Source organism: Oceanobacillus profundus (assembly GCF_003515705.1).
Lineage (GTDB): Bacteria > Bacillota > Bacilli > Bacillales > Amphibacillaceae > Oceanobacillus > Oceanobacillus profundus.
The window spans coordinates 152,190-176,452 of the sequence record NZ_QWEH01000007.1; the positions used below are offsets into that span (position 1 = coordinate 152,190).

A 24,263-nucleotide genomic window follows, 5' to 3' on the forward strand; every position below is an offset into this window, starting at 1 on the left:
TTTTTATTTGATACGTTATAATATTAACAGTGAAATGCACTACATTATTAAACCACCTTACAGAGGAGGTATTAAATGGACGTAATTAGTTATCAGAAGGCAAGTAAAGCAAAAGAAGAAATTAGAAACACACAGGATCGACTAGGCATGAATGGAACAGAGCAAGAGTTAGATATACGTGATATTTACAATAATGTCGATGAGCGAATAGCTGAATTAGAAAAGAAAAATCCAGAAGTAGAACTATATAATAGAGTATCTGATGTTTCAGCTCACACCATGATTAATTTAAACAAACACAATTTACGTGTAAGCTCTCTGTTAAATCAATCACGATATAGCTTATCAGACATGATAGTTGATGACTTTATCGATGAATCAGGTATAGACAAAAGTATGTCTGTAAATTATTTGTATGATGGTTTAAACAACATCATTAAGATTGCTGAAGGGGAGTCACAAGCAGAAATTGTTACTGTTGTTGAAGAAGTTGAAAATATCCCCTTACAGATAGTTGTGTCTCAAGCTACAATTGAACAGCATCTTAAATTACAATTAATTAACTTTGAAGATGGAATGCATGACAATACGATAATTAATGGCGATAAAATTGAGCTAAGAAAGATTGGTCAATATGAATCTCCTGATTTACAAAACCTAATACCAAAAATGACAAGTGATACAAGTCCAGAAGGATTTGTTTTCGCAAGCAGCCACTATTCAAATAGATACCCTTGGTTAGCTTTCAATCACGATGGCTCAGATTTTTGGAACACTACAAGTCTAAACAACTATGTTGGATATCAATTTACAGAACCTAAGAAGATTGAAGAAGTAGCAATCACAGCAAGAAACGATACTACCCCAGACAGAACTCCAAGTGAATTCATTATACAAGCATCTTCTAATACTACAGATGGAACTAATGGAGAATGGGTAGACCTTGTTCAATTTAATAATGAAACAAATTGGGAACTAGGGGAAAGAAGGATTTTTTCAATAGATAATGAGTCTTCTTTTATAGCTTATAGAGTACTAATTTTAAATGCTGTACGAGCTGATTATCCTTCAATTGCAGAGATTGATTTTTTAGGAAAAATAATAAAAGATATATATATTCCTAATGGAATATATGAATCAAACACTATTGATTTAGGTAATAGTCCAAAGAAAATATCTATATATCAAGATGATCGAAGCTTAGTCCCTAAAATGAACTCTTATGCAGACCCAGAGGGGCTTGTCTTTGCAAGTGATTACTACACTCACATTAATGAACCTAGATATCCTTGGTTAGCTTTCAATCAGGAACCATCAGATTTTTGGAATAGCGAGGGTGTAGGTGGTTATGTTGGGTATAAATTTAAAACTCCTAAAGTGGTTACTAAAATATCTATGACAGCAAGGAATGACTCAAGTCCAAATAGGACACCTAGTAGTTTTTTAGTTCAAGCATCAAATGATACTACAGACGGACACGATGGAAACTGGTTCGATATTCAAAGAGTATATGGAGAAAATGATTGGGCACTAGGAGAAATAAGAGAATTTGATATTGATAATAGGAATCTCTATAACGCCTATCGAGTAAAGGTGTTAAGAGCAGATCGGGAAGACTTTCCAACAATTGCAGAGTTACAATTCATCGGATATGGAACATTGGATTTAAAAGAAGAGGATATAAATATATCTATAGCTAATTCCTTAGATGATGTTATTTTTTCTGATTATGAGTCAATAGGCTCAGATGGGTCAATAAATTCTCCTGATAGATTCATAAAGATAAAAGTAGAACTTGCTGCTGAAGGAGAAAAATTAGAAACACTTGTACATGATTTTACAGAAGAAGAGAAAGCTGATTTTGAAGAGAATAATTTTATTGAATTTGATGAAGCAGCTAAATTAAAAACTTCCTATAGTGATCCAATGGAAGTAGATACTTATTTTACAGGAGAAGGGGCATTACTAAAAAAGGCTATTAATAAAATTAAATTTAAAGCCATTGAGAAAGTAGAGGTAATTAAGTAATGAATGAGTATAGACCTGGATTATTGTATGACAAAACAACAATAACAGGAGAGAAAAATATGACTGATGGTGATATAAATACATCTGATTTAATTACAAATGAAGGACTTATATTTATATTAGATAAAGTTACTTTTGTAGAGAAAGTATTTATGGCTGAAAGTCATCCTTGGAGAACTAAAGTTGAGTTTTATCGTGATATCGAATTAAATGAATTAATCACGTACATCGATCCTTCAAACGCAAATATGTCAATAACAGGAGCCTTTTATAATGTACATGCAGATAAAGTAAAAGCCATTAAAATTCTTTCTGTTTCTGCTGATTTTACTAGAAATATAACGATGTTTGACATCTATGGAGTTCAAGAAGTTCTAGATAAATACCTCTTCCAAGATGGAGAAGAGATAAAGAAGTATATAGATATTATAGGAGATTATATTCCAGTTATTCCTACAATGTCTTCCAATAACAGCCCTGACGAGTATGTTGTAAAGTCTATACAGGGGGTCCAGACTTCTTCTTATGCATATAAAATTTTCGATAATGACAGTGAGACCTCTCCTGGATATAGTGGTGGTAATGGAGTTATTGCCATTAGTCTTCCTGAAGAAAAAAGAATTCGTTCAACTGAAATTTCAAACATAGGCATTGATAACGCCCCTGACTCGTACATTTTGGAGGGAAGCAATGATGAGGTAAATTGGGATATATTATTTGAAAATCATGAGTTAACTTGGAATCAATTAGAAGTTAAAAAATTTAATTTCTTTAACGATAACTTTTATAAGTATTATAAATTTACTGTCAGTAGGATCAGAACTCCATACACCAGGGTTGCAAGTATTCAAATATATGAGAACAAAACAATTAAGACTTGGCAAACTATCGGGACAGCTCCCGCCACCAAAGAAATGTTCGACACTCATGGTATGACTGATCTATCTATAATAGATAATGAAGCTATACAAGGTTTAGTATCAGATACACCAGAGTTATTGTGTTGGACAGATGATAGTATGACAGTAAGCGAAGCTGACATCATACCAAAAATGGGGCCTTCTAATATAAATGAAGACTGTACAGTGTCAGCTTCTTCATTTAGCGGCAGTGGTGAAAGTTTTGGTCCTTGGAGAGCATTTGATGATAAGAATGATTCCACGGAGGCTTGGCTTTCTAATAATGAAAATGCTGGAGCGTGGTTGAAAGTAGAATTCACAGATCCCAAAATTATTAGAAAATATGTGATTGAGTCAAGAAGAGATACCTGGGGAGGAAGAGGTGCACCTAATTCCTGGAGTTTTGAAGGAAGTCATGACAATGAAGAATGGGTTGTTTTAGACACACAAGTAGGACATGATGATTGGGGAAACTTTGTTACTCGTAAAGAGTTCAATATAAGCAATAGTGTTTTCTATAAGTATTACAGAATACTCGTATTGTCAACAAATGGAAGTAGCGCCGCTATAGGCGAGATGGAATTATATGAATTATCTCAAGTAAGTCGAAAAGTTAACTTAACAGCTATCCCACACCCTCAACTACTTCTCCCTAAAGAAAATATAGAAGTAGGAGATATAGAGAGTGTAAAGTTAGAGTCAACGGTTTCAGATCAAGGAGTACTTAAAATTATTGCAAGTGGAGATAGTGGAAGCAATTGGCATGGTTTATCTGAAGTGATTGGTTATGGTAATCTTTCAAATTTGCCTTTAGTAAAAGACATCGGATTTACGCTGGAAGAATTTAATGTTCTTACAAAAGATGAGTTGTCAGCAATCTTCCCAAATGGAAGAGCAAGATTTGCATTCTATCTAGAGCAAGAATCCTTAACAGACGTAGTGGAAATAAACTCACTCACCATCAATGAAAAGCAATACACCATGACACCAAGTGTTGAAAGTTTATCTGTCATGTATGAGCTTCTAGAAGCAGATAAGCCCACATTATATGTTTCTCGTGATGATGGGGAAACCTGGACTCAAGTAAAAGACGATAAATTAACAGATATATCAAGTCAGCCAGAAGGCAATAAGCTTCGTGTGAAAGCAGTATTAGAAAATGGACAAGAAATACATGGATTAAGTTATGCATGGATATAAAAAAGGAGAGAATAAGATGAATAAATTTAGATTTAATAATGGAAAATATGGCATTAATAATGGACATGTTGCTTTATCTTGGGAGAATAAAGGTGAAGTAATTTTTGTAGACTCATTGAATCGCTTCCTATCAGTTGAAGAATTAGAAGAGAAAATGAAAATATTCCCTGAAGGACATCAAAATAGTTTGCATGGTACAATCATTTCTAAAATGTTAAAAGAATATTATGAGACAGAATTATACCAAGAGGAAGAAATTGAAGGAGATCAAGATACAGACAAAGTTTCACTTTACCCTATTTTCACAGTGTATGACAAAGACAAAAATGAGAAATTCATCGTGAAGAGAAATAAAGACAATGTGTTAATTGAAGGGAAGCTAATTCCTGAGTTGCAGAATATAGCTTGGAGACCAGTCTTTGACGAGAAACTTATTGCCTTATTTGCTGAATCTGAAAAACAATCAATTTTAGAGGTGAAATAGAAATGAGTAAATATAAAAGTCAATTAAGAATACCAACTGAACAGTTATCAAGAATATTAGGGCTTGAAGAAAAGAGAGTAAAAATTACACATGTTGAATATAATCATGAACGGGATCTAATTCAATTTATATTTGAGGGAGAAGAAGAAACTAACTTAACTCCATTAGTCGGTGAGTTTCAGACTATACCTGCTATTAATGGAGACTGCTTAAATGAAATATTAACAAATCACTTCAATAAAATAAATGACCAAAGCATTGGTGAAAAATAGTCTTACTACAAGAGGTGGTTATAAATGGATATTCTTTCATATGGAACAGCAAGTAAAGCCAGTAAAGAAGAAAGCAACACACGAAATAAAGTATTAGGAGAGGGAGTTACAGGATCCTTCTCCACCGTAAAAGAGCGTATAGATAATATTGATAATGCTATTGGAAATGTAACTAAGCAAGCAGATAACTTAATCATCAAGAATGCTGTCAACATTATGAAAGCAAATGCAAAATTAAATGCAGTAGCTCAAAGTAAAAAATATGAAATGCATAACATGATATTTGATGACCTACTTGATTTAAGTGGAATTGACACTGAGAAAAGTAGGGATTATACACATGATTCAGTGACTGGTCTAATTACAGCTGGTGAAGATTGTGTGATTGAGACGAAAGAAGAGATAACTCAAATAATCCCTGAACAAATTGTTTTACACATCGAACACGTAGGAACATTGCTATGCTCCATATCCCGAAACAATGGGACTACATGGGAGTCAATTATTCCAAATGAGCTCTTCTATTTTAATGATTCTGTTAGTTTATCAGGTAATAAGATTCGCATTAAGGTGAAACTGTCAGTAAGAACAAAGCTATTAAATTACGCCTTAACTTGGACATAAGGAGGAAAACAAATAGTGGTTAGAGAACACATTAGTTTCATTCCCGCAGAAAAGAAAGAACAAAAACAAATAGAAAGTATGATTAAGACTGGTGAAATTAATCATAGTAATTATAAGACGTTAACACCAGGACAACAAGAAGAAGTTAATGAAATTTTATTCAATATTGCTGAAAGCCAAATCACCCTAAGTCAAGGAGTATCTGCTGTTGAATTTGTTTTATATGCACATATTCGATTAATGCGTAAAAAAGTTGAAGGGATAGCATTGTCCGCTCAAGATAAAAAGATTGAAGAAGGGTTACAAAAAGTGTTAGACCTTCATGAGATTACAACAGAAAATATTTCAATCGATGATTGGCTTTTTGATTATATGTCATATGCTGAAAATGCAGCGAAGAAAATACTTAAAAATCGAGAAGAACATGTTTTACGTAAAAGAAATGTTACTGGACAGGTTCAATAAATGATTAACGGCTTTCCTTAAAAAAGAAATAGTTATTTAAATAAAGGTGTACTTGCTGTATCGTCAAGTACACCTTTTCGTGTTATAATTGTAATGCATTACAAGGAGAACGGAGTGTGTTAGATATGCCTGATTTAGACGAACAAAAATATGTGCGAGTAGGCGAATCAACAGATACAGACTTAATTATTAAGGGACCTCAAAATATCATTGTAAATCAAGTTGTTTTAGACTTTGAAGAAACCTATATTTTTCCTAAAGAGCCATCTTTATATCAGAGTGAAGAGCCAACTAACTTACAGTTTCACTTAGAGAATATAAATGAAAAAACATCTGTGACAATTCCATATCGTAATCGATTGACCCATACGGAAGCAAAGTATGCATCACTCTACCAATATGATATTGAGCTAAATAAATGGGAAACAATTGATTTCTTCCATAATCAAGAGGAGAAGACATTCGAGTGTGAAGTAGCCAAAGATGGATATTTAGTTGTATTCACAAACACATATTGGTACTCAACAATCACGCAAAAGCTTGCAGATGAATATCCTCAATGGACAAGGATTCGTAAATACAAGGAAAGTATAGGACAGCAGTTTCTAAACTTCTATGGAATGAATTTTGAAGAAGTCGAATCCTGGTTAAATTGGATTGATGACCAAAAGCATCTAACAAAGACAGATGTTCATGTTTTAGATTGGGTCTATGTATACCCATTAATAGAAGTTAAACAAAATGATATCATTCAATTGTTTTACCAAAAAGAGAGTCAGACACATATTATTCCAATCATCGAAGATATTAAGGGCTTCTTTAATAACGACACAAACCAGGGTGGAATGATTGATTATGAGGATCGTAGGTTTTATTCAAAATCAATGATTGATGAAATTAGAGGGATAGTTCGAAATGAGAATGGTATCAAAGAATTTAAATCAAACCCTATACCCTATCACATCTGGAATACCTTTGATGAATTTGGATTGCTCTTAAATGTAAAACGTCTTCATCTAGAGAACAATAAAGATTTCAAGGAAAGATTGTTAGATGTATTCCGATATCCTGCAAATAGTTCTAAGACAGGTATTGGACATGGCATAGCAAGAGAGTTAAATCTCATTAAGCGAACGAATGGAAAAGAGCTCCTTTGGGAGAACGATCAAAAATCATTGCTGATACATAATAGGAGCGGGCTTCCGATTGACATTGATAGCCTACGAGTAGACTATCAGCCGTTAAGCGACGATCAATATGAGATTCTTAATAACAAGCATATTTTAATTCATCCATTAAGGAGATATCAAAAGCATATTATCAGCTTCATTTATGGATTAGATAAGCATGAATTGCATAATAAGAATGATATTAATTTACAAAAGATGATGTATCAAGAAAACGGCCAAGCAACTGGTAAGCTAATCGAATGGGTGTCTTATATCAATACGGTGGCTCCAATAATGTGGAATCGGTTTAAATGGGATGAAGGATACTGGGATACCGTTTCTAAAGAATTATCAGGGCTTGGCTATATTCCAAACATGTGGGATAGTGACATGTCAGTTTGGAAAGATTATAAGTTTCTTATTAATAGATGGGAGGATGGGCAGATATGGAAATAGATGAAAATGTTAATCCTGATTCATTTGAAAGAGACGATGCTTATGAATTGGGACGAAACGATGAAGATTTTGAAATAGATCCTTGGGAAGATAAAAGAAGCAGGAAGGACCCTATTACTTCTAAAGGTCAATCAACATTACTTCACACTCAAGGAAAAGAGAGCTATGAAGAAGTTAATGCCATTCGTTCAGGGATAGGAGATAACGATGATTTATATGTTAAAGTCCCTCAAGAAGAAGTCATTGAAGAATCCTTTCAATATGCGGCACGTCATCGAGGGAGAAAAAAGCACGAGACTGTTATTTACTCAGAAATACCTTTTGAATATGGCATTCACTATAAAGGGGAAGAGCTAGTAACTGATAATGAACAACCTTATGACCATCGTGTTGATGCATATCCGGGTAAGACAATGAAATATGAGGTTACACAAAAAGACCCTCAGCCAACGAAAAGAAATTGGGAAGCTCAGATGAATGTTCATTCTAGGGTAAAGCAAGACATTTTAGAGTATGCGGTTAATTGGAAGGGAAAAGCAGCCACTGAAGCTGTTTCGGGTGCTGCTGACTTGTTTACAAGTGCCAATGGACACTTTATCGGACCTGGGCCAAGATCTGTTTGGAACAAGTCAGGTAACTTTGTCAGGGAAATTGACAACCGCTCCCATGCTAGTGGAATCATCGCAAAAGAGTTTTATGATTGGTCAGATTACGAAGCTGAGTATGAATTTAAAACAGTAAAAGCAACTGGTCTTCGTGATGATCCAATAACAAAACGTGTTACCTCTGATGGCCGTTTAATAGATGAGCCAGGTGCAGATGATGACGTATTGGGATTCATTTTTCGTGCAAAGAGTAACCGAAAAGATTTTTACATTTTTGTGTGGGAAGGTGACGACTTATTAATTAGTGGATGGAGACCAGGAAGCCTTAGTGGATATAATATGCTCACAGGTAATATTTCTGGTTCGTATTCTCATACGAAAGCAGAAAATCAATATGCCAAATTTATGGGCAATACAAACCTTTCACGTATAGGAGTAAGCAACTACTACAGTGGAATGCGTTTGTCATCTGCACAGTTGGCAAACTACCGATCCCTGCAGAACGATCAAGGTTGGGGTAAGCAGCATTACAGAGTGTATAAAGTAACCAATGGCGTTATGCGTCAAGTGAATCTAACTTATAGTGGTAACGGCAGAGGTTGGAGACAAGATTGGGCAAACATGAATTGGAAAAATAGTGTAAAAATACGATGCACTGGCAGAGAAGTTAAAATATATACACAAAGCTACAAGCAAGGAAACTATAAGCCAGATGGATATCAGCTTGCAGCACGATTTAATGTAAGTAGTGGCTTTAGTAGTGGGAGTGTAGGGCTTGCAACTTTCTCTCAATCCGTACAGTTTGAAAAGATATCTGTAACTAGGTGGGATAATATATCAGGTAGAAAGCCTGAAACAGGGTGGAATACGTATAAAGACCCAGGTTCTAAACAAATATCTTCATCGGGTAGAAACTATGTGAATAGTGATGCAAGAGCAGCCGCTAGAAGTCAAACTGGTTTAAGGAATCCAGATTATGAAATAACAAGTGTTACTGGTGTGATTAGAGACAAATCAAAAGGAACAATGAGTGCCTCATTAAATAATCCAGTGACAGTGCGAACAAATAACCCACAAGATGCAGGAGAGATACGGACTCATGCTATTGTAAAAAAAGGAAGTGTAACTATCACTCCTGAAGAAATATCACCAGCTACGGCTCAAGTTGTTTTCACAAGTGCTAATTCTGTTTTTGGAAAGGATTTAAAGAATTATATAAACAAAAATCCTAACCTTATCTTTGAGAATTATGATTTGCAAATTAATGTTCCTTCTAATCCGCTAGATGACTGGGACCTAGAAGGTGAACGGTTCACGATGTGGAGAAGAAATCCAAAGGTCATTGAAACAACTAAATCATTTGAAGATAAAGTCTACGCATACCAAGGATGGATTCAATCTATTGATTGTAGAAAAGAATTTGATGGTTTAAAGTGGGCAACGTATCATTTGAAGCCAATCGACCAAACAATCAATGATGATTATGATGAGATTGAATTGAAAAATGAAAAAGTCTACATGAAAACAACAGAATGGTATATGGGAACATATCCAGCTGATATCAAAAGTGATGGAATTGTTACAAATAAAAAACATGTATTTGTTGATATTCCTCCAATGCCAGAACACTATGTGGAACCAACCACAGAAGAAGTGATGTATCATGGATATGAAGATGTAGAGTTTCTTTTGATTCAGATTAAGCCTAGCCTAACGAATGAAGTATGGATGGGATTCAAAAGCAGCTTTAATGAAATGAATACTAATATTACAGCTCAACCTATCAATATTATAAATGGGAGACCCATTATAAAAACAAATAAAATTAATGACCAAGTAGAAATACATTGTGAAGATAGACCAAGGCTAGTTCCTTGGACATCAGGGAAGTACATCGGCTATGGGAAGGTTAACGGTAGAAGACCATTCTTTAAAGATGGATTAGGTAAAGCAGATATGATTGATGTTCCTACCGATGTTGTTTATATACCTGACCATTTAATTAGTGTTACAGGACCATATATTGACGTAAGTGATGAACGAATAAATTACAGAATTCATCAAACTAATGATACAGTTGATTTTTCTTCAAACTATATGGATGCATACATTTGGTTTACAGATTGGTATAGCGAATGGAAAGAATGTAATGATATTTTTAAAGTAAAATCGAATGAAGTTCTTTCCATAGATGACCCAATCAAATTAGACTTAAGCAATGACCAAACATATGATATGGCTGACACTATTATTGATAAGTTTGAAGTGATTAGTACGAATCCATTTGTTGATGTATGGACAGAAGATGTAAGAGGAGAGGGAGCAGGATGGCAAGGTTCTTATTATCAGTTCCCGCTAATTTCCAATATCATTTCTGAAAGTGTGCAAGTAGATGGCAATTATCATGAAATGATTCAAAACTACACAGTAAAGAATTACATGACTGATGTTGCAGTAACCATTCAATCAGATGACCCTATTCATATTTTAGAAGTTACACTTGATGGTGATCCAGTATCAAACAGTAGTAGTAATGGTTGGAGCTACAGTAATAAAATCTTAAGATTACAGGGATCTGCTATTAATCCTGGGGAGCTTGCTATTCATTATAGCTCAGGAAGTGTTAATAGGCGTTACACTTTAAATAAAAAACATGGGCAGGGTATAACTGTATTTCATAAAGGTGAGGTTTTACCTTCAAGTGCATATCAAATTGTAGATGGAAAAGAAATTTATATACCTAGTCAAACTTTAAATAAGTATGATTGGATACATGTTCAGTCATACATTAGTGAATCTCAATTCAAACCGGGAATGAAAAACTACCTTGGTGATTTTGTTGGAAGTCGTATGGACCCAGAAATATGGTTCGATTGGGGAGATGGAACACCGCTGACTGCATTTCAAACAGAACCTATACCAATGACGCTTCAAATGTTTGCAGCATCATCAAAGATTCCATTTCAATATGATTTAGAGATGGAGGCAGTATACCCACGACACGAAGTTGTAGATATATCAAACTTCACAGGAGAATGGGAGCAATTTGATACAATGCCCGTTGAAGAAGGCGGTCTAAATGGGCCAGGAGATTGGCATGGACCACCTGAAGAAGGATACCCTGAAGTGACAAATCTCAGGAACCAAAATGGAAACTCTGGTTGGTATAATCCAAATCATGCAGATTTAACAGACTACACATTCGAATTTACTGTGCAGGTACGTGGTGGAGATGACGACATGTACGGAGCTATCTTTAAGTTTGATGAAGATACGCTTAACCATTATTCATTTGAGTGGGATGCATATCATTCAATTGGCAGTGGAGGTACAGGAGTCAGGGGAATGGCAGTATATAAAAACATATGTCAAAATCCTGAGAATAAAGGGATTGGAAGATTGGAATATACAAGAACAGAACTGATTCATCTGCCTATATCTTGGACTGCAAACGCAAACGAAATCAATAAGATAAAGGTTAGTGCAATTGGAAATCAAATCAAGGTGTGGACAAATGATATACTTCGGTTTGATATAGTCGATACTGACGAGCCACTGATGAAAGGAGCTTGGGGTCCAGTAACAAGATCGCAGCCTAATACTTTCTTCTGGGATTTTTCTATGGAATATTTTGATCGTGTAACACCTAAGGAAGAGCCAAGATTCAGAACACCTATGACATTTGAAATAGAGCGACCTGTGATTGATGAGGAGCCAATGATTGAAGTTCATTTAAATAATCAAGTGCAAAGCTATTTACTAGCTGCATTAAATGATTTTGCTTTAGAAAAAGGATTGACACAAAATGATATTGTAGCTATTGAGTATTATATTAGAAGTGATCAAAGTCCATATAAAGCTTACTTTAAGCACAATCAATCAGAAATAGGTGTGCAAACAAATATAGGTGAGGCAGAGGTGTATGCATTGGTCGAGGGGCAAGAGCCCCCTCAAAGTCCACCAGTGAATAAAGAGATACCTAATCAGGAAGAGCCAGAGATTGATCCAATTAAATTACCTGAAGCAAATCCAAAAGATAATTTTGCAGCTAGTTGGAGTGGATATTTGTATGCACCTGAAACAGGAATCTATGATTTTCAAGTCAATGTAGATGATGCAGTACGAATGTGGGTAAATAATCACTTAATCATTGATGAGTGGGTTGAGAGTAAGGGTTCTAATTATTCGGCTTCAACTTACTTAGAGGGAGGGAAGTGGTACCCAGTTAAAATTAACTATGCTGAAGTATTTGAAAAAGCTCATATCTTCCTGGAGTGGAAAACACCATCAGGTAGCCTGCAGCGTATAGGAGCTGAGAATGTCACACCATACCTTGGTTATAAGATTAAAGCTGAAGTAAAAGAAGAAACACCAAAGCCGTGGAATCCGCTCATTCATAATGGATATTATTATTATAACGAAAAAGAAAATTATCTGTATGCAAAAGAGATTAGATATACGATAGAAGATGAAACAAATCAATTCTTTATAACACCACGGCCACGTCAAGGTAGCCCAATTATTCTTGAATCGAACCAAGGAGTGTTATATCGAAAAGTTAATTTCTATAATGAAAGTGATGAGCTCACATTAACAAACAGAGAAGTATTCCATGGTAATTATCGTAACAAGTACTACTTGCAGTATAGTGATATTGATCAGTCAACTTTAGAAGTATTTGTTAATGAACAAGCAGTATCGAATCTCTTTGATGCTTCAGACTCATCCATAACCTTTGCTTCAAGCTATTCAAAAGAAGATAAGATAGAAATAAGATATCGATTAAAAAACAGCTTTTATATTGATATGAATGCAAACGTGCTAAAAGATGAAGCAAGAGTTCAAGTCCATAATCCAGAAAACATAAAAGGAGCCACAATTAAATATGAAGGGCATTTCACAAGTCCTTTTTATAGAGAGAGTGGAGTCCTTTCAAACCCGATATTAAACCATAATCATAAAGGGTTCCTTTATCTCACAAATAAGCTTGATATAGAGCCGAAAAATGTTAAAATTAATGTATCTCCAAACACTATAAGTGTACAAGGTCAGGATAAGGTTAATGTGACAGCACAAGTATTTGATCGTCATCATAATCCTGTTCAAAATAAAGAAGTAAAAATCTTGCGTGATGAAATTCAAATTGCCAGTGGAATAACAAATGCAGCTGGTGAGTTTTACTATCAAGATGTTCCACTCATTAATGAAGAGCTGTATAGTGTTTACAGAGTGGAATGCGATGAGATTGAAAATAGTGCATTGCTTAACTTCTTTGTTGATCGTAAAGAGAAGCGTAGTTACATTGAACTTAAAGCTGGAAAAGGTTCTTTAATTGCAGGTTCACAAGATAGTGTAGAAATATATGCGACTCTACGGAGTGATACATGGCATATACTTCCTAATCAAACAATTCGTTTTGAATGGAAAGACACACATAATGTAATGCATTCCGAAGAAGTTAAAACAGACAGCAAAGGATTAGCTCAATTAAGCATATCTAGTAAAAGTCAGAAAAATGGGGTTGTATTTGTAACTGCTACTTATACAATGGAAGAAGAACATGCTAAAAGCAGCTTATATATTAAAGTTATCGGGGGATAATTCCCCCTTTACTTTAACCAAAAAGGAGTGATATGAGTGGCAAATGAAAAGCATATAAAAGCTTATCAAGATAAGTTAGAAGATGGCACATACACAATGCGTATAGGTGATGAGGTACCGGAGGGAGATGTTAATCTTGCATACATACATACGCCAAGATTAGATAATGAAGAAAATATTGCAATGGTTAATACATCTCATATACCAGAGAATGTTATTCCATATGAACAAAGGGTTTCTTTAGTTGTACCAGATCATGAGGGAAAACTCTCCTATGCTGAGTTACAAAAAGGATTGGATTCTATAAAGGAAAAACCACCTTATTCTTTGTTTCCTACAAAAGATTTTAATCTGACAAGGCAATTTAAAAATAATCGATTAACAGTAGAAGATGCATTGTACTATAAATTCGAGATAATGTATCACTATGATAGCCGTATTGGACAACCAAACAAAGTTGAGAAGTATACCGGTGATCAAATTAAATTAACAGATGAAAATGGACATCCATTATCCAATCAGATTAAATATGATATCTACGTAATGGCGATGGAAGAGAATCCTCATATTTATTGGGTTAAAGTTTATTTAGATAAAACAACAAATGAATTAGATACTTTTAAGATACGATACAATCACATCGATAACGTTACTTCTAATCGTGATGTTCAGTCAGCTAAAACTGAATTAGAATTATATCGAAATCAAAGCAATGAGATCGTTGCTTACGGAAGATCGAGGCAGCTTGTAGAAGGTGGAAAGCTACGTATCATCAATGGGAATAGCGCATATGAGCCAACAACAAGAGAAGTCTTTGATAGTGCAGATGCAAATGATGAGGTCTATCATTTAGTTGAAAATCCTACACAAGATGGTTATGAGGTGTATGTTCCTCAAAAGGCTGAGGTAGACCCAAGACAAAAGCGAATATTTAATTATCGAATTGTGGCTAAATACAAAGATCCAACTGGTGTAGACCAGGAAGTGACAACAGGATATATTAACGATTGGCTTATTCATCCAAACGCATTATTAAATCATGAAAAGTATGAGTTCACACAGGATTGGAAACAGCTAGGAATTCCGTATGGAGAGAGTCGGTTAAATGTTAAAGATATGATTCAAATTGCTCAACCAATTGGAACACCAACCGTTCCTCAAGAAGCAGTGTATGAAATACAAGATGCTGAGGGTAATCTCATGTACTCTACCACAGATGCAAATGACAATCCACTAGTAACTTCCATTATTCAAGAAAGTCAGAATTACTTTGGAGCAGCCAGAGGTGACGGATTAAGTGACGATACTTGGTCAAATGCTAAACATCCAAATGCCATACTAAAGAGCTTACCAATCGACCATCAAGTTAGTGTAATTGCTGAAAGGCAAAAAACCCAATGGGATTATAAGTTTAAAGTAGAAGGCGAAGGGTTTATAGGGGTGCCAACCGTCTATACTGGTAACTGGTGGGTTGATGCAAATATAGGAGTTTATAAAAATCTGTCTAGATCTCCTATCAATTTTGCAAATAAAACCAATTGGAATACAATCGGAACAAGTAATGTAAACGATTGGGCAATCAAAACAGGTGCAAACGGAAAGAGTTATCTTGATTTAGTAAAAAATCCTAATGATGTAAATGTCGCTGCCTTTTATCAAAAGAACGGACCAAAAGGTCAAAATATGAACAATGCAAAAGACTATGAATTTAGTGCAAAGTTGAAAGTAGAAGATTCAGGTGATGATGACGTTGTAGGGATTGTTTTCCGTGTACAAGGTTCAAAAAATTATTATATGTTTGCATGGGAAAGAGATGCATTACTTTCGGATGATTATTACTACAGTAATGATGAATATCCAACAAACGTATCTACTAAACCTGAGATGAATGAAATGAACAGAATATTGCTTGGTTCGGGTGGATGTAGTGCTTTTCGCTATGACCCAAATATTCAATATAGTTCTCCAAAGACAAGTAATGAAAATTTCATCTTTAATGATTGGAATGATTATACTGAATATGGATTTGGCAATAACAGAAAAAGAATATTTAAAGTGTCCCCAAGAACAAGCGGCTCTGCATATGTAGGATATAAATCTGCAGTAAGCGATCGTACAGGATGTTCATTTACAGACATAACCAACAAAGGTTACTTATATGAAACAGAAGAAGGAAGTAAAGGATGGACTCAAGGAAAAGAATATAAAATCACAGTGGTTGTTACAGGTGATGTATTTAAAGTTTATATAAGTGAAAATCCAAACTCTAATGATAAAGGTATTCTTGTATGCGAAGCAAAAGACAACACATATAAAAGCGGAAGCGTTGGTGTTAGTAGTATTTCACAACAGTGGGTTCAATGGGGTGATATGACATACAACGAAATGGAAGTTACTACGGTTTCTACCAACAAACATCCTGTTACGTTTAATAGCAGCGAACAGGTTAGAACTAGTGAAAAGCGTGTAACAGAGCTTTTAAAAGAACCTATCAAGCAATCTGGAGCGAGCAATTATGAAGTCTTCAACTACACAGCATACAGTGATTATGCAGATATATTCTTAGACATCGATGAGAATGGCTATGGGTATGTATGGGCAAGAACAACAAATAAATCTGCTGGAGGCACTAATATTGAACCTTGGTATACAGGTGATAATAATTTAGATGTATTTGGAAGCGGGCATGTAGAGTATCATGAAGATGGCCACTTTACCATAACTGTTAATCCAGAAAAGCTTCCAACTGATAAGGTTCCATATTTCGTGGAAGGATTCCGATGGAAAGAGCCAGTTATAACAAAAGGAGAAAATATTACAATCCGCTTAGGGGACGACAGAGAGAGTGTAGTTGTAGAAGCATCGGTTCCTCCAATAACACCATTAAACAAATGGACGACAATTTATCCTGAATCCATTCATAAAGCAGATGGCGTTATTCCTATTGCAACTCTTTTAGAGAAAAATGGAATAATTGAAAAGTTGAATATTCCTAAAGATATACCTATTCACGAAATTCTACTCCGTATTGAGCGTGGAGAAGCAACAAGTACAAGTGCAGCTGTAAACCAGGAGCATCGAGTAAATTATCGATTCAGGTTAGAGGATGATGGACTAGTAAGATATCCAGTAGATCAATTTAAAGATCAATTAGGGGTTAATCGATTACGTTTATCTAACCTCTACCAAGAGTTTTTCCCTGTGGAATTCGAAATTGACTATCATGTATTAGTTCCCAAAAATAAAAAGACAAGCATGCAGAGTTTGTTTTCTCGAAACTCACCAGGATCCGTTATTATCGAGCCATCTCCAGATGCTGCATCTTGGATAATTGAGAATGGCAGATTAGTTGATAAAGCAAACAGAACACAATTTGTAGCAGCTTACAATCAAACTCATTTAGCTACGAAGGAGCATGCTACTGATTTTTCTTTCCGTACAATAGGAAATGATGATGATGTTGTAGGTGTTATTTTCCGAGTAAAGGATAAAAACAACTTCTATATGTATATAATGGAAGGCGATGAGATTAACAGAAGTTTTGGAAGCAGATTGTCTAGTGTTCAACCAGGACCGCTTCATGAATGGAGTTTAGATCGTCCAGCTGACTTTTCTACTTTCGCTGATTATATAGCTAAAGGTGGATGGAGAGTTTACCATCAACGTGTATATCAAGTTAAAAATGGACAGAAGAAAGTAGTAGCTGAAAAGTCAACCATTATAAATAGTGGCCATGTTCTTAATTGGCAAAACAATATACGTGTAGAATCAAGCGGAAAAACAACAAATCTGTATTTTCAAACAGGAACAATTAATGAAGCTGATTGGAAGCGGGCATATCAAATAGAAACTGAATGGTCTCAAGGTGCATTTGGTGTATGTAACTTTAGTCAAAACGTTGAATTCATAGATATTACAACAAGTGAATTGATTTCAGTCCAAGGTAAAATTTCTAACTTAAATTATACTGGTCGTCCAAGTGCAATAATGGCTAAGAATACTAGAAATTTCTGCGATAATGACGTAAGAAATTCCATGAAGCAAAATGGTTTTGCAACAACAGCAAACTATACTCCTCTGTCTTATTCAGCTAAAGTTACAAATGGTAATGGAGAAGTAAGTATATCTGCAACAGGTGAAGGACCTATTCAAGTTTACTCTTATATTGATCCATCAAAAACAATCGCTGATGTGGATTTAGTTGCTTGGACACATTATGAAGATTTAGAGGTGGCGCCAGTATTTGCAATATCGGCAAATGAAGATCTTAAAATTGAATTGGAAAAACCACAAGTAGAACAGAGCAAGCTGGAGTTGGAAAACTGGTATATGCGAGTAAAAAATGGACGCTTTCAGAAAAGGCTAGAGCTTCCATACTATGAGCCAGAGGAGCGAACACCTTCTATCTATGAAACATATCCAGAGCTTAAGAAATATGCGCCCAAAAATATCGATGATGTTGAAGAGGTTATTTTAGAGTATGCTATCCCAGAGTACAGTAATCAAGAGTTTCATGATAGACCAATTAAATTAGTCGAACGAGAAACACCGATTATTCTTAATGAGCATGCAATACAAACTAAACACCATCCAATAACATTGTTGTCGAACGATCAAATCAGCTATGTCGAAGTTGAAGCATTCCGAAACAATCAAGCACGAACCTTGCGAATAAGGGATATCGATGCAGCCAAAGGAATTGTCTACCTAATTGACCGTATTAGAGATCAAGATGAGGTAATTATTCGATATGCTTATGACGAGCATTGGTATACTTATCGTGGATTTAATAAGGCAGAAATAGAAACAAGACATATTCCAACAGAGGTTCCTATACAATCCCAGGCTACGCTTGAAGTTCATGTTAAGGGAAGAAAAGAAACGATTGAAATTATAGAACCTGCTAAAAAAGTTGTTTTTGGAATCATTCAAGGTGACTTTTCACTAGTAAATATTTATCCTAATTCTGAAGGAATACGTAATTATAGAAGTCTACTGCCTCATCAATGGGATAGAAACAGAGATGAATTCAATATTATTAATAATCATATAGACTTGTTGATTACAGGAAGATTTAGATTAGGAGCAAATGAGACAACAGGTTATCCTCACGAGTCTGTTTATACTGACTTAAAGCAATACTTCTTTGAGAAGAAGAGGAATGGAATTTATTTTGTTCCAAGATTCTTTACTGAAGGAACACAAAAAGAAGCAATTGCTAATAGAACCCTTAATGAATTTGGATTATCAGTCCATTATGTCGGTGACTATAGTTCAGAGGACGCACAGATTGAAGTTAACACAACTCATCCTCTGTTTGCAGAATACGAAGAGAGTGGGTATCCAACTGAGATTCTAGGAGACTCTGAATTTATTATTACGAATTCAAAAATTACTCCTGTGGCTTGGTCAGATTCAACTCGTCAGCATGTAATTGGAGCTGTATATGAAGATGGAAATCAACGTGTACTCTTCTTCGTCAACGACAGTTTGAAAATTTTCAGAACAAATGATGGTCTGAAGCCTTTCCTAGATTCATTTGTATATAACGTATTAGGAGAAACAGAGCCAACAACAATCACTCATGTTGAAGAAGATGTGAAAATATTTGGCCCTATTACTAAAAAAGATAATCAAATAGCTATAACTGAAAGATACACTGAGGAGTTTAAATCTTCTATCTTGATTGACCCTTCAAGTGTTTTCGGAAAAGAATGGGATGAATTCATTGACTATTACAGTCAACATGAATTAATCCTAACACCGACTGTATCGTATCAATCAAGTGGTGCTCCAGTAAAAACTAGAACCATTGGTTATTCTGGAGATAGGAAGCCTATTGATAGCAGGAATATGAGGTATATGGATTCGTTTCTATTTGAAACAACTTTTATTGTTGATCCAGTACTTGAGCATAATGTCTTAAGTAATTACTTCTTTCATTTAGACTTAAACCCTAGCCCAGGACATACGCATACAATAAATACAGATGAGTTCTTTAAATGGATACCGATTGATACAGATTTGCAATCGTATGAAAAAGAGGATGTAGATTCGAAAGAATTGCTTGTAAAGCCTATTCACATATACATGCGGCCTATATTTATCAGAGATAAGGAAAATAAGATAATTGAAGGAACACAAGGTATTTCTAGCCTGCGACATACGGACCAAGGACACTTATTTGATGAAAAGGACTATAAATACGATCACAGTATGTTTAGATTAGGAAAGGTAATCCTGCAAGCAAACTCTGACATGCAAAGAGATACTACTGTTTTAGATACACGGACTCGTGGTGGCGGATTAGATGAAGCTTTATCTCGTAAGATAATTGAAGAGGTAAATAAAGAATCACTTCATCATTGGGATATTGGATACTTTGATGGCCAAGCTTATCAAGAAAATGGAGTCATTATTATTCGTCTTCCAAAAACAATCTTAAAAAGTGAGGAAAATCCACAAGGCTTTACAGAAACGGAAGTACATGCAGCAATTCAAAAACATAAAGCCTATGGCGTTCTCCCAATTGTTGAATATTATGATCCAGAAACGTTGAGAAATGATACGTTACCAGATGACCTGGATAAAGTAAATACAGAAATTCATGAAATATAATGCCAATGTAATGCATTTCATGTTAAAATATAAAAGAAGTGAGGAGATTATATATGCCAGTTTATAGCACAAGAGAGCTAATACCATTTGTGAATGGGTTGGAAGAAATGTTGATCAATGTGGAAAAAGAATTAAATACTTGGTCAACATCCAAAGGGGCTATTATTAATAGCATACCGAAAATCACTCAAAACACAAATCTCTCTACCACTGCTTTAATTAAAGCAGATGAAGCTTTATCTGAAATTGGTTCTGCTACATTTGAAATTATAGCTAATAGAGGTGTGCGATTAAAAACATTAATCGATGAGTTAAGAAGCGAAATGATTGAAATAGCTAAGAATACAGAAGGCGTAGGGTCTGCATATACAGACCCTCGCATTAAAGCAGAGATTGATAATGCAGTGAGTTCTGTTGATGGTATTATATCTGATGGATTGAAATTAGACTATCGGCTGCAGAAGATTACCAAAACAGCAATGGAAGGAAAAAGTATTGCTGAAAAAGATATGATTATTCCTACGTCACATAAAGAAGAACAAATGACTTCTAAAGAGACTCAAGCTCCTTATTTTGATGGTGTTCGATTTGTTGAGGGAGAGGTGACAGTATTAGATGAATATAAGCGCCCTATTCTTCATCCAGTAGGAGAAATCATTCACGGAACCATTGATGAATCAGGAAAAATTGCATTGAATTATATGCCTTTACAGCCTGTAGTACTTTATTATCCAATCGAAGTTGATTTCAAGGATGTACCTAAAGACATGGTGTTCTTCTTAATGGACACCTTAGTTGCAAAGAATTCAGAGTACATGCAACAGATTCTTATTTTTAGCGAGCAGCAGCAAAACGTTTTGCGTGAAATACAAGCAATGAAGGGTAAAGACTGGACAGTTGATTTCTCCATTATGAAGAATCATCAAGACATTATTAAAGAGTCTATTACTCCGAAAGGTCTTCAAATCGAAATGGTAGATGGCCAAGCTAATTTAACTTTCTCTTATAATGATCATCCAAATATTAGTCACTTTGAAGTAGAAAGATGGAGTGAAGAAGAGAATAAATTTGTTCCCTATGATGGGGGGCAGGGTGTTATTCAAAAATAAAAGGAGTTGTAGTGATGTTTATGGTCGTATTGTCTTCCAATAGGAGTTTAATTGTAAATGCTAGCTATGCTGAGATAGATAAAGAAATTGGTGCAGTATTCTTTAAACAAGAGGATGAAGAGATTGTTTCTTTTCATAAGTTAGATAAAATAGAAGGGTTTTATAGATATCAACTATAAAACCAATATTAGAATAAGGCATTTTACTGCCTTATTCTTCTTACATAGAGGTGATAATAAATGAGTAAGTTCTTAAATGACTTTTTAATAACCATGCCAGGTACACAAAGGAATATGCTGCTTCAATTATTGCAGGAAAAAGAAAATAACGGTTTGATTCGTTCAGACAATGAATTTAAAAAAGAGATGGAACGATTAATTGCTCAGCTAGATGAAAGTGATGGACAACCAACTTTTCAAGCCATTCATCAAGAAAATCGGACAAACTCTACAAAATATAATGCTAATCTCGAAGCCATTGCATTTGATCTAGCAACTATTTTTGAATCATCCAATACAATTGAGCGGCTTCTAGGAAATCATCATCAGCTGTCTCGGTCATCCCTTTCAGAAATACGTAAAAAGATAACTGACATGCGTTCTAAAGTAGAACGACTAAAACTACTTATAGATGACGAAGGCGGGTCCACAGACCGTGTGTATGAAGAATTTCAACACAATACGCTTTCTGAAGTACGTGAAGATATTTTAGAGAATTTACGGAAAGAAAGATTTGGTGAAAAAAGAGATTCTATCTTTAATGCTGAAGTAATTGGTGGCGCATTACAACTAGCTGGCATCGAGTCTACTAACCAACTTAGGACTAATTATGGTCGAACAATTGCCAATATTAAGGTAAAGAACCGCATTGGTTTAATGGCTGATGAAAGTAATTATCCAATCGAAAATGCAATTGATGGATCTCCATACAGCTTCTGGGCTGAGTCAGTACTTGTTGATGATGTCATCGTCCAAAATATTGAACACCTATGGAGTCATGATTATCATGATTATCCAAAGAGTGGAGCAATGTGTGAGGTCGAAATAGAATTAAATGGACTATCTACTGTGTCAGAATTGCGCTTAGATCCTTATGCAACCTATCCATTAGAAGTAGTGAGTATTCATGGCTATGAAAATAAAAATAAAACAGGTCAGATGTATGAGCTAATTTCACCAAATCATCAAAGCCAACATCAACGGAGTAAAAATTCTGTAGAGCAAATGATATTTCAGTTTCCCTCAGTGGAAGTATCATTAATTCGCATATTAATCAGACAGCAAAATTATACAAAAGAAAACTTTATGATAAATGAAGAAGAGTTGGGCGAATCCAAGCTATGGGATTCTTTAGCATCTAATAAAGACTTAGTAAATGATTATGCTAATCCAGGAGAAACAGTTGCTGAGTTTGATAAAAGAAATGAAATAAATGGATGGAGTGTTTATCTTAGTAAACTAACAGAGTGGGCTGAAATATTTAGGCAAGAAGGTCTTGTTGAAGCAGCTAAGCGAGCAATGGAAGTAGTTCGGATTGGTGATTATAAAAACCCACTCCTCTTATCACTATACGCATTGGATAGTAAAGGTGATAAAGAAAAAGTAAATGACAAAAGAAGTCCATTAATGAGCGCATCATGGAAGCCTGTCAATAAACTTTCTTATTTGTATGGAGCATATGATATCAGCCTATTTGGAAGAACGTATCATCGAAGTTCTATTCATATAACTAAAGAGCTTCCGTTGTCGAGCAATGCTCACACTCTTTCTCTAACAACAGATGAAAAGCATCACTATATTTCAGTAGGGCCTGATGAAGTGGATTCCATCACGAACATGCCAATACAGAATAGCTCAAAGATTACAGATATTGAGTATTACATTACAGACAGAAAACATCCAGAAGCATCCGAATGGAAGTCAATCTTACCGGCTAATCACAAATATGTTGAAGGAGAGTTACTACTTGGCGATGATGGGTTGGATCCATGTCAAGAATTGCTTGAAGCAGGCACGATAAACTTTAGCTTAAGATTTCCTTTTGTATCAAGAGAAACACTTGTAGTGAAGCGTAATGGTGTTCCAATGAATAGAAGCATGTACTTGCTGTGTGATAATGCACAAAAGGTTGGTATAAAACGAAATTATTATTCACCGACTAGCATTTATACAGTTGATTATAAACCAGCTGAATCGGCATACTTCATAGACCTAAAAGATGATATTGATATTGAACCTACACAGTTTATCAATGATAAGGGAGAAGTGGGAGAGAAGTTTCAATCTATAGATCAGCATAACAAAGTAATGCTATCTCACATGCCTTATCTTCATAGGGATTATCTATATGACTACGAAGAAACATCTGGTCGTTACAGCGATAATAAAAGTGTCTTAAATGCTAGTAGTTTCACTTATCCATTGATTGTTCGAGTGCAGGGAGAAGAGTATAAAAATATTACTGATTATACAAATAATACTTACGATCCAGACCGTTTAAAAGAAAACAATGGTAAAGCATTTGCACACATTAAAAATGAAATCATATTTGGTCATCCAACTGACAACACTCCATTGGAAAACATAAGTGTTGATTACTTTTACATGACAACTAGTGTAAGGATGAAAGCTATTTTAAGAAGAAATCACGCTGGTCATAACAGTGTTACACCAGGTCTTTTTAGTTATAGCTTAAAGACACAATCATATGACCAAGACAGATAACAGAATAGAG

At 35.0% G+C, this 24,263-nt stretch carries 12 protein-coding genes; all 12 read left to right on the forward strand.

Going from position 1 to position 24,263, the window contains the following annotated elements; all coding sequences use genetic code 11:
- Positions 1–75 precede the first annotated feature (75 nt).
- The 12 genes from D1B32_RS12285 to D1B32_RS12335 all read left to right on the forward strand — a co-directional run bounded on the left by D1B32_RS12285 (position 76) and on the right by D1B32_RS12335 (position 24,253).
- On the forward strand, positions 76–2,028 hold the full coding sequence (locus tag D1B32_RS12285) for an SNARE domain-containing protein (RefSeq protein ID WP_118889567.1): 1,953 nt from the start codon (positions 76–78) through the stop codon (positions 2,026–2,028).
- Entirely contained in the window at positions 2,028–4,127 is a 2,100-nt protein-coding gene (locus tag D1B32_RS12290) for a discoidin domain-containing protein (RefSeq protein ID WP_118889568.1), read from the forward strand. The genes D1B32_RS12285 and D1B32_RS12290 overlap by 1 nt, the downstream gene beginning before the upstream one ends.
- A gap of 16 nt (positions 4,128–4,143) precedes the next feature.
- Positions 4,144–4,611 carry a hypothetical protein gene (locus tag D1B32_RS12295; protein WP_118889569.1) on the forward strand — a complete coding sequence of 156 codons (468 nt, stop codon included), beginning with the start codon at positions 4,144–4,146 and terminating at the stop codon, positions 4,609–4,611.
- A 2-nt stretch (positions 4,612–4,613) separates the two neighbouring features.
- The gene (locus D1B32_RS12300; protein ID WP_118889570.1) at positions 4,614–4,883 is read left to right on the forward strand and encodes a hypothetical protein; all 270 of its coding nucleotides are present in this window, start codon (positions 4,614–4,616) and stop codon (positions 4,881–4,883) included.
- A 24-nt stretch (positions 4,884–4,907) separates the two neighbouring features.
- A complete protein-coding gene (locus tag D1B32_RS12305) occupies positions 4,908–5,507 on the forward strand; it encodes a hypothetical protein (protein ID WP_118889571.1) in 600 nt (199 codons plus the stop codon).
- Positions 5,508–5,522: 15 nt separating this feature from the next.
- The gene (locus D1B32_RS12310; protein WP_118889572.1) at positions 5,523–5,972 is read left to right on the forward strand and encodes a hypothetical protein; all 450 of its coding nucleotides are present in this window, start codon (positions 5,523–5,525) and stop codon (positions 5,970–5,972) included.
- Between the two features lie 125 nt (positions 5,973–6,097).
- Positions 6,098–7,597 (forward strand): low copy number virion structural protein, encoded by a 1,500-nt coding sequence (locus tag D1B32_RS12315; protein WP_187393151.1) that lies wholly within the window; start codon positions 6,098–6,100, stop codon positions 7,595–7,597.
- Entirely contained in the window at positions 7,588–13,803 is a 6,216-nt protein-coding gene (locus D1B32_RS12320; protein WP_158586260.1) for a PA14 domain-containing protein, read from the forward strand. The genes D1B32_RS12315 and D1B32_RS12320 overlap by 10 nt, the downstream gene beginning before the upstream one ends.
- A 36-nt stretch (positions 13,804–13,839) precedes the next feature.
- Entirely contained in the window at positions 13,840–20,421 is a 6,582-nt protein-coding gene (locus D1B32_RS12325) for a hypothetical protein (RefSeq protein ID WP_118889575.1), read from the forward strand.
- Positions 20,422–20,474: 53 nt separating this feature from the next.
- Positions 20,475–21,530 (forward strand): hypothetical protein, encoded by a 1,056-nt coding sequence (locus D1B32_RS12330; protein WP_118889576.1) that lies wholly within the window; start codon positions 20,475–20,477, stop codon positions 21,528–21,530.
- A 14-nt stretch (positions 21,531–21,544) separates the two neighbouring features.
- Positions 21,545–21,709: a hypothetical protein gene (locus D1B32_RS23800; protein WP_158586261.1), complete on the forward strand. Its 165-nt coding sequence runs from the start codon at positions 21,545–21,547 to the stop codon at positions 21,707–21,709.
- Positions 21,710–21,769: 60 nt separating this feature from the next.
- A complete protein-coding gene (locus D1B32_RS12335) occupies positions 21,770–24,253 on the forward strand; it encodes a hypothetical protein (RefSeq protein ID WP_118889577.1) in 2,484 nt (827 codons plus the stop codon).
- Positions 24,254–24,263: the final 10 nt, after the last annotated feature.